Origin of the sequence: Streptomyces sp. NPDC006265 (assembly GCF_040613555.1) — a bacterium.
Taxonomy (GTDB): domain Bacteria; phylum Actinomycetota; class Actinomycetes; order Streptomycetales; family Streptomycetaceae; genus Streptomyces.
In genome coordinates, this window is the sequence record NZ_JBEXSH010000285.1 from 1 (window position 1) to 9788 (window position 9788).

Annotated in this window: 6 protein-coding genes and 1 pseudogene; all 7 read left to right on the top strand. The window is 71.4% G+C overall.

From position 1 onward, the window contains the following. Positions 1 to 187: pseudogene (locus ABZ281_RS22770) on the top strand (hypothetical protein); the annotation flags it as partial. A 176-nt stretch (positions 188 to 363) separates the two neighbouring features. Beyond that, positions 364 to 1776, top strand: a complete 1413-nt coding sequence (locus ABZ281_RS22775) for an ABC transporter substrate-binding protein (RefSeq protein WP_356658120.1) — start codon at positions 364 to 366, stop codon at positions 1774 to 1776. A gap of 67 nt (positions 1777 to 1843) precedes the next feature. Next, positions 1844 to 3127 (top strand): sugar ABC transporter permease, encoded by a 1284-nt coding sequence (locus ABZ281_RS22780; protein ID WP_356658130.1) that lies wholly within the window; start codon positions 1844 to 1846, stop codon positions 3125 to 3127. 91 nt (positions 3128 to 3218) lie between these two features. Then, a complete protein-coding gene (locus ABZ281_RS22785) occupies positions 3219 to 4079 on the top strand; it encodes a carbohydrate ABC transporter permease (protein WP_356658122.1) in 861 nt (286 codons plus the stop codon). A gap of 142 nt (positions 4080 to 4221) precedes the next feature. Further along, positions 4222 to 6483, top strand: a complete 2262-nt coding sequence (locus ABZ281_RS22790) for a bifunctional glycosyltransferase family 2 protein/CDP-glycerol:glycerophosphate glycerophosphotransferase (RefSeq protein ID WP_356658124.1) — start codon at positions 4222 to 4224, stop codon at positions 6481 to 6483. A 176-nt stretch (positions 6484 to 6659) separates the two neighbouring features. Beyond that, complete coding sequence (locus tag ABZ281_RS22795; protein WP_356658126.1) at positions 6660 to 8858, top strand: CDP-glycerol glycerophosphotransferase family protein; 2199 nt, start codon at positions 6660 to 6662, stop codon at positions 8856 to 8858. Between the two features lie 8 nt (positions 8859 to 8866). After that, on the top strand, positions 8867 to 9788 hold a 922-nt coding region (locus ABZ281_RS22800), incomplete at its 3' end, for a glycosyltransferase family 2 protein (RefSeq protein ID WP_356658128.1).

Here is a 9788-nt window from a genome sequence, read left to right on the forward strand (position 1 = left end):
GATCCCCCGGACGGCGACGCTGCGCCCCACGGTCGTGCCCCTGGAATGGCACCGCATGGGTGACCCTCCGGCCCGCCGTCCGGTGCGGGAGCTCGGGAACGGACCAACCGACCTGGCACTGTTGGCCAGCGCGCTGGAAAGGGCGGCACGGGAGGTCGCGGCGGCGAAGGTGCCGTCGCTCCTGTGACCGAGGACGGCAGTCGGCCCCACCCGGCGTCATGGGGCCGAGTCCCTGGTCACGAGGGAGTCACGATCCCCCGCTTGACAGCCGACGCCATCTTGCCGCCCCCGCACACCCGGGCGTAGACCAGATCGCACGGGAGCGCGCTCGACGTTCGACGAGAAACGAAGAACGGGGCAGTCATGCGCATGACGAGCAGCACCATCCGGACACGCTGGTCGCCCAAGCGGGACACGGCGACCCTCCAGCACCGCAGAGCCGCCAAGGCAGCGGCCGCCGTCGCCGCGGGAGCCCTCGCGCTCTCGCTGTCCGCCTGCGGAAGCAGCGACGACGGCAGCGGTGGAAGCACAGGCGACACCGACGACACCGCCAACAACGTCACCCTTCCGAAGCTGGACGGGACGAGCCTCGAGGTCGCCGCCGTGTGGAGCGGCACCGAACAGGCCAACTTCAAGAAGGTTCTGCAAGAGTTCGAGAAGCGCACGGGCGCCAAGGTCACGTTCGTGCCCGCGCAGGACCCGATCATCAACTTCATCGGCTCGAAGGTGGCCGGCGGACAGCCGCCGGACATCGCGATGCTGCCCCAGCCCGGCGCCATCAAGCAGGCCGTCGACAAGGGCTGGGCCAAGCCGCTGGGCTCCGAAGCCGTCAAGGAGCTCGGTGAGAACTACTCACAGGGCTGGCAGGACATCGGCAAGGTGAACGGCAAGCCGTACGGTGTCTACTACAAGGCCGCCAACAAGTCCCTGATCTGGTACAACAACCAGGTCTTCGAGAACGCCGGGGCGAGTGAGCCCGAGACCTGGCCGGATCTGCTCAACACCGCGCAGACGGTCTCCGACTCCGGCGTCACCCCGTTCTCCGTCGGCGGCGCCGAGGGCTGGACGCTGACCGACTGGTTCGAGAACGTGTACCTCTCCCAGGCCGGGCCGGAGAAGTACGACCAGCTGGCCAAGCACGAGATCAAGTGGACGGACCCGTCCGTGAAGGACGCGCTGACCACGCTCGCGCAGGTCTGGGGCAAGCCGAACTGGATCGCGGGCGGGGCGAACGGGGCGTTGCAGACCGACTTCCCGGCGTCCGTCACCCAGGTGTTCACCGGCGGGGACCAGCCCAAGGCCGCCATGGTGGCCGCGGGTGACTTCGCGCAGGTCAACATCCCCTCCAGCATGAAGATCGGCACGGACGCGAAGGTGTTCCCGTTCCCGGCGGTCGGTGACACCGGACCGGTGGTCTCGGGCGGCGACGCGGCCGTGATCCTCCAGGACTCGAAGGGGTCGCAGGCCCTGGCCACCTGGCTCGCCTCCCCGGACGCGGCGTCGATCCAGGCCAAGCTGGGCGGCTACCTCTCGCCGAACAAGAACGTGCCGAACTCCGACTATCCGAACGCGGTGCAGCAGAAGATCGCCAAGGCGCTCATCGGCTCCGGTGACGACTTCCGCTTCGACATGTCCGACCAGGCCCCGCAGGCCTTCGGCGGAACGCCCGGCAAGGGCGAGTGGAAGATCCTCCAGGACTTCCTGAAGAACCCGAAGGACATCGCGGGGACGCAGGCGAAGCTGGAGACCGAAGCGGCCGCGGCCTACGGGAACTGATGTCATGACATCGGTTTCGGCGGCAGGGGGCGACAGGCCCCCAGCCGCTCCCAAGTCGCGCAAGAGTGTGACCGGCACCCGCAGGACCGTCGCGGCGCTGTTCCTGCTACCCGCGCTCGTCCTGCTCGGCGCGCTCGTGGTGTACCCGATCGGGTACTCGGTCGTGCGCAGTTTCTACGACCAGTCCGGTGACGGCTTCGCCGGAATAGACAACTACAAGTCCCTCTTCACCGACGAGGGCATCCGCACCGCGCTGAAGAACAACATCATCTGGGTGGTGTTCGCGCCGACGGTCGCGACGGCGCTCGGCCTGATCTTCGCGGTGCTGACCGAACGGGTGCGCTGGGGTACGGCGTTCAAGCTGGTCGTCTTCATGCCGATGGCGATCTCGATGCTGGCGGCGGGCATCATCTTCCGTCTGGTGTACGACCAGGACCCGGACAAGGGCGTCGCGAACGCGGTGTGGGTGGGCGTGCACGACACGTTCTCCCAGGCGTCGGCGTTCCCGAAGGCCCACCCGGGCCGGGAATCGCCGCTGAAACCGGCCGGCGGGGGCGCGTTCATCACCACCTCGCCGGTCCGCACGGGCGAGGTGGTCTCGCTGCCCCTGGTCGGCGTGGCGCCCGATCTGATGCCCGACGGCGCCAAGGCCGCGGTGGCGCCGAAGCCCGAGCCGGACAAGGTCACGGGCACGACCTGGCAGGACTTCACCCGCGGCAAGGGCGTCGGGAAGCTCAACAGTGTCGACCCGGCCGAACTGGGCTATGCCGGGATGAGGATCGAGGCCGTGAAGGACGGCAAGGTGGTGGCGTCGGCGACGGCCGCCGGCGACGGCACCTTCACGCTTCCGGCCTCGGCCGACGGGGCCCGACTCCGGCTCCCGGCGAGCAACTTCAAGGAGCCGTACAACGGCCTGGACTGGCTCGGCCCGTCCCTGGTCACCCCGGCCATCATCGGCTCGTACATCTGGATGTGGGCCGGTTTCGCGATGGTGCTGATCGCGGCCGGGCTGGCGAGCGTGCCCCGGGAGCTGCTGGAGGCGGCCCGGGTCGACGGCGCGAGCGAGTGGCAGGTGTTCAGACGCGTCACGGTGCCGCTGCTGGCGCCGGTCCTCGCGGTCGTCGCCGTCACCCTGATGATCAACGTGCTGAAGATCTTCGACCTGGTCTTCATCATCGCCCCCGGCTCCTCCCAGGACGACGCGAACGTCCTCGCCCTGGAGCTGTACCGCAAGGGCTTCTCCGAGGACCAGCCGGGCATCGCCAGCGCCATCTCGGTGTTCCTGCTGCTGCTCGTGATCCCGGTGATGTGGTTCAACGTACGTCGACTGCGTCGGGAGGTCAGGCGATGAAAGCGTCTCGCCCCTTCCCCGGCCGGGGGTCCGGGGGTTGTCCCCCGGGAAGGCACAGTAACGTACGCAGGCTCAGGCGGGAGGTGCGGCGATGAAGGCCAAACAGTCGCTGGGATCGCGGCTCGCCGAGGGGGTCAGCGGCGGGCTGCTGCGGGTGTTCCTCATCGTCGTCGGACTCTTCTGGCTGGTGCCGACGATCGGGCTGCTCCTGTCCAGCCTCCGCGCGCCGGAGGACATCGCGGCGAGCGGCTGGTGGAAGGTGTTCACCGAGCCCTCGCAGATCACCTTCGACAGCTACCGGAAGCTGCTGGAGAACGAGGACATCACCAGCAGCCTGGTGAACACGGTGTGGATCACCGTGCCGGCGACCCTGCTGGTGGTGATCATCGGCTCGCTGGCCGGCTACGCCTTCGCCTGGATGGAGTTCCCGGGCCGGGACTGGTGGTTCCTGGGTGTGGTCGGCCTGTTGGTCGTCCCCGTGCAGGTGGCGCTGATCCCGATCGCCGAACTCTTCGGCAGCATCGGCATCTTCGGCTCGGTCCTCGGCGTGGTGCTCTTCCACGTCGGTTTCGGTCTGCCGTTCGCGGTGTTCCTGCTGCGGAACTTCTTCGCGGAGATCCCGCGCGAGCTGCTGGAGGCGGCGCGCCTGGACGGGGCGGGTGAACTGCGCCTGTTCTTCCGTGTCGTGATGCCCCTCGGCGGTCCGGCGATCGCCGCGCTCGGCATCTTCCAGTTCCTGTGGGTGTGGAACGACATGCTGGTCGCACTGATCTTCTCGGACTCCGGGAGCCAGCCGATCACGGTCGCACTCCAGACGCAGGTACGGCAGTTCGGCAACAACATCGACGTGCTGGCACCCGGTGCGTTCATCTCGATGGTGGTCCCGCTGGCCGTCTTCTTCGCGTTCCAGCGGCAGTTCGTGTCCGGCGTCATGGCCGGCGCGGTCAAGTAGCCCTCACAGCAAGGCGGTTGGAGGGACGGGCCGGGGGCGGTCCGCCCCTTCCGCGTTCCCCCGGATGCCGTAGCCACCGTAACCAAGTCGGCCCACCGGCCGTTCCCGGGCCGAACGCCCGCGCCGACCGATGGATGGCCTCTTGCCCAGGTTCAGTGTCATTGTCCCCGCGTACCAGGTTCAGGCGTACCTGCACGAGTGCCTCGAATCGGTGCTCTCCCAGTCCTGTCCCGATCTGGAACTGATCGTCGTCGACGACTGCTCGCCGGACGCGTGCGGCGCGATCACCGACGAGTTCGCCGCCCGCGACACGCGCGTCCGCCCCGTCCACCTGCCGGAGAACGTCGGCCTGGGCCGCGCGAGAAACGCCGGCGTGGCGCACGCGAGCGGCGACTACCTTCTGTTCCTCGACAGCGACGACACCCTCACACCCGGCGCGCTGCGTTCGATCGCCGACCGGCTGAAGGAGACCGGCGAACCGGACGTACTGGTGTTCGACTACGCGCGCACGTACTGGACGGGTGAGGCGATCCGCAACCAGGCGGCCCGGCAGCTGACCGAGCAGGGCCCGGCGCCGTTCCGGCTGGAGGACCGGCCGGGGCTGCTGCGGCTGCTGATGGTCGCCTGGAACAAGGCCTACCGGCGGGAGTTCGTCGAGCGGGAGGGGTTCGTCTTCCCGCCCGGCGTCTACGAGGACATGCCGTGGACGTACCCGGTGCTGATGACCGCCGACTCGATCGCGACCCTCGACCGGGTCTGCGTGCACTACCGGCAACGGCGGCAGGGCAGCATCCTGCGCACCACCAGCGAGCGGCACTTCGATGTCTTCGAGCAGTACGAGCGGGTCTTCGCGTTCGTCGACGACCGTCCCGAACTGGCGCAGTGGCGGCCGGTGTTGTTCCGCCGCATGGTGCACCATCTGGCGATCGTGTACTCCCGGCGGGACCGGCTGCCCAAGGGCTCACGCGCGGATTTCCTGCGCCGGGCCCGCGCCCACTACCGCCGCTACCGCACCCCCGGCGGGCCCGTCCCCCTGCGCTGCCGGATCCACCACGTCCTGATCCGCTTCGGCCTGCACCGCACCTACCGCACCCTCCAGTGGGCCGCGGCGCTGCAGCGCGCCGCCGCCCGGACCACCGGGAAGCTGCTGCGGGGCGTGCGGTCGGCCGCCCTCAGGACCCACTACCGCGTCCAGCGCTGTCTGCCGCTGCGCGCCGACCGCGCCGTCTTCGCCGCCTACGACGGCCGCGGCCACGGCTGCAACCCGGGCGCGTTGGAAGCCGCGTTCCGCGACCTCGCGCCGCACATCCGCACGGCGTGGATCGCCCGCCGCGAGCACCATCACACCATCCCGCCCGGCCCGCGCCGCCTCGTCCCCGGGACGGCCGCCTACTGGACGGCGTTCGCCCGCTCCCGCTACCTGGTCAGCAACACCGGCTTCGACGACCGCCTCGCCAAACGCCGGGGCCAGGTCCTGATCCAGACCGGGCACGGCACCCCGCTCGGCCACCTCGGCCTGGACCTCCAGGAGCGCCCCGCCGCGGCCCGCGGCCGGGACTTCGCGCGGCTGCTGAAGGACATCGACCGGTGGGACTACGTGCTGTCCGCCAACCGCCACACCACGCTGATCCACGAGCGCGTCCACCCCGGCCGCTACACCACGCTGGAGTACGGCTACCCCCGCAACGACGTCTTCCGGACGGCGACCCCGGCGGACGTGGCCCGGCTGCGCGCCTCGCTCGGCATCCCGCGCGGCGCGGTGGCGATCCTGTACGCGCCGACCCACCGCGACTACCGCCGCTCCCAGCGCCACGCCCTCGACCTCCAGCGGATCGTGCGCCGCCTCGGCCCGCGCTTCGTCGTCCTGGCCCGTGCCCACCACGCCTACGACGCCCCGCTGACCAGCACCTGCGGCCGGGTCGTCGACGTCTCCGGCCACCCGAGCGTGGAGTCGCTCTGCCTGGCGTCGGACGCCCTGGTCACGGACTACTCATCACTGATGTTCGACTACGCCAACCTGGACCGGCCGATCGTGATCCACGCCGACGACTGGGAGGCGTACGACGCGGCCCGCGGCACCTACTTCGACGTGCGCGACGTTTCGCCGGGCGCGGTCGCTCGCGGGGAGGACGAGCTGATCGACATCTTCGCCACCGGCCACTGGCGCGGCTCCCGCTCGGCACAGCTGAGGGCGGCGTTCCGCGAGCGGTTCTGCACCTACGACGACGGCCGGGCCGCCGAGCGGGTCGTGCGCAGGGTCGTCCTCGGGCAGTCGGAACTGCCGCCGGTCGTGCCGCTCGGCGAGCGCCGCCCGGTGCCGTCGGCGGCGGCCTCGCTGACGCGCGAGCCGCTCACCACGGTGCCGCTGCCGGCCGGCCCGCCCGCCGTCACCGACAGCCTCTGACCACGGTTCTCACCCCGGGGAGTCCGCAATGCCCTCCAGCCCGTCGCGGCCGACACCGTCCCGGCCGTCCTCCTGTCGCCCGTCCGGGCGGCCGGGACGCCCACGCGCCGCTTGAGACCTCCCGACTCCGGCAGACCCGCCTCCCGACAGAGCCGCCTCCTGACAGAAGGAGCAGAATGCCCCGCTTCAGCATCGTCGTCCCGTCCCATGGGGTCGCGGGCCGGCTGTCCCTGGCGCTGGACTCGGTCCTCGCCCAGTCGTTCGGCGACTTCGAGCTGATCCCGGTGTGCGACGCACCCGACGCCCCGGCGGCGGACGTCGTCGCCGGGTACGCCGAGCGGGACTCCCGGGTGACGCCGGTGCACTCGCCGCCGTCGGCCGGTCTGGCCGGGGCACGCAACACCGGGCTGAAGGCGGCGGTCGGCGGCCATGTGCTCTTCCTCGACGGCGACGACGTCCTCGTCCCGGGGGCGCTGGCCGCCCTGGACGCCCGGATGAGCGCCGTGGGCGACGTCGACGTCCTGTACTTCGAGCACGAGCGCACCCCCTGGTGGGAAGGCGAGCCGACCAACCCGGCGGCACCCCTGCTCGCCCGGACGCCGGACGGGGCCTTCTCCCCCGGCCGGGCCCCGCAGCTGACGGGTGTGGCGCTCCCGGCGTGGAGCGCGGTCTACCGCCGGGCCTTCCTCACCGAGCAGGGCCTCTCCTTCCCCGGGGACCACTTCACCGACGTCGGCTTCGGCGGGCTGGTCGCCCTGCGGGCGGAGCGGGTGGCGGCCTTGCGCGCGGTGGTCGTCCGGCACCTGCTGCGTCGGCAGGGCAACCGGCTGGGCCTGCCCGGCGCGCACCACGCCGAGCTGCTGGACCAGACCGAACTGGTGCTGACGCGGGCCGCGGAACAGGACCTGCCGGCGGACCGGCTGAAGCCGCTGTTCGAGCAGCTCTTCGCCGCCGTACTGAAGACGGCCGCCCACCCACGGCGGCTGACGTCCGACCGCCGCGCCTTCTTCCGGCGGGCCGGCGCGCTCCACCGGCGGCACCGCCCCGCCGGCTACCGGGCGCCCGGCGGCAGCATCGGCGTCCAGCACCGGCTGCTGGCCTCGGGGTCGTACGCGGCGTTCCGCTCCCTGCGCGCCGCCAACCGGACGGCGTCGCGGGCCGCCGCGCTGCTCCCCCGCCCGCGGGGACTGCGCACCCGGCTCCGCTACGCGGCGGCTCTGCGCCTCCCGCTCGACCGCAACCTCGTCGTGTACTGCGCCTACTGGGGCCGCGGCTACGCCTGCAACCCCGCCGCGATCCACGCCAAGGCCCGTGAGCTCGCGCCGCACCTGCGCGCGGTGTTCCTGGTGGAGCCGGACGCGGTGGGCAGCGTGCCGCCGGACGTCGAGTACGCGGTGATCGGCAGCCGGAAGTACTGGGAGGTGCTGGCCCGCGCGAAGTATCTGGTCAACAACGCCAACTTCGCGGACGCCGTGGTCAAGCGCCCCGGCAGCGTGCACCTCCAGACCCAGCACGGCACCCCGCTGAAGACGATGGGCGCCGACCAGGCGACGTACCCCGTGGTGGCCGCGGCGACCGGCAGCTTCGCCAAGCTGCTGGCCCGGGTGGACCGCTGGGACTACAACCTGACCTCCAACCGGCACTCCACCGAGATGTGGGAGCGGGCCTTCCCGAGCGCGCACGAGAGGCTCGAGTACGGCTATCCGCGCAACGACGTCTACTGCACGGCGTCCGCCGAGGACGTCGCCCGCGTCCGCAAGGAACTGGGCGTCCCCGAGGGCAAGAAGGCCCTGCTCTACGCGCCCACGCACCGCGACTACGCCACCGGCTTCGAGACGGGCCTGGACCTGGCGGAGTTCTGCGAGGCGATCGGCGACGACTACGTGGTGCTGCTGCGCGCCCACTACTTCTACGACCAGGGGGCGAGCAGGGGCGGCGGCCGGATCATCGACGTCACCGGGCACCGCTCGTCGGAGGACGTCTGCCTGGCCGCGGACGCGCTGATCACGGACTACTCGTCGATCATGTTCGACTACGCCAACCTGGACCGCCCGATCGTCGTGTACGCCGACGACTGGGACGTCTACCGGGAGACCCGGGGCGTCTACTTCGACCTGATGGAGCTCCCGCCCGGCCGGGTCGCCCGGACGCCCGGGGAACTGGCGGCCGCCTTCCGTGACGGCTCCTGGGCGGACGAGACCGCCACCTCCCTGCGGGCCGCGTTCCGGGAGCGCTTCTGCCAGTTCGACGACGGGCGGGCCGCCGAACGCGTCGTGCGCCGGGTGCTGCTGGGTGAGCCGCCCGAGTCGATCCCGCCCGTCATCCCCCTCGCGGAGCGCGTCCCGGCCCCCGCCGCCCCCCTCGTAAGGAGCTGACCGAAGAAGTGCCCCGCTTCAGCATCATCGTCCCCGTCTACAAGGTGCAGGGCTTCCTGCGCGAGTGTCTCGACTCGGTGCTCGGCCAGTCCCACGGCGACTTCGAGGTGATCGCCGTGGACGACCGCTCGCCCGACGGCAGCGGCGCGATCCTCGACGAGTACGCCGCCCGCGACGACCGGGTGCGGGTGCTGCACCTGCCGGAGAACGTGGGCCTCGGCCGGGCCCGCAACGCCGGACTCGCGCAGGCGGCCGGCGACTACGTCCTGTTCCTGGACAGCGACGACCACTACACGCCGGGCCTGCTGGCCGCCGTCCCCGCACGCCTGGCGGCGACCGGCGATCCGGACATCCTGGTCTTCGACCATGTGCGCACCCACTGGTGGGGCCGGGGCGGACGCAGCGAGGCTGCGGACCTGCTGGCCTCGGCCGGCCTGGAGACGTTCGGCATCCGGGAGAGCCCGCAGTATCTGAACCTCTTCCTGGTCGCCTGGAACAAGGCCTACCGGCGGTCGTTCTTCCAGGGGCACGGCCTGCAGTACGCGCCGGGGCTGTACGAGGACGCGCCGGTCACCTACCGCTCGATGGTGCTGGCCGACCGCATCGCCTGCCTGGACCGGATCGGCGTGGAGTACCGGCAGCGCCGGCAGGGCGCGATCACCAAGACGCCCGGGCGCCGGCACTTCGACATCTTCCCGCAGTACGAGGGGCTGTTCGCGTTCCTGGAGCAGCGCCCGGACCTCGACTGGGCGCGGCCGCTGCTGCTGGAGCGGGCGCTGGACCACATGCTGTTCGTACTGGCCCGCGAGGACCGGGTGCGGCCCGCCGACCGGGGCGACTTCTACCGCGAGATCCGCTCCTTCCACCGCCGGCACCTCCCCGAGGGCGGCTTCCCGCAGCCGGACGGCTGGCGCGGCGTCGAGATGCGGC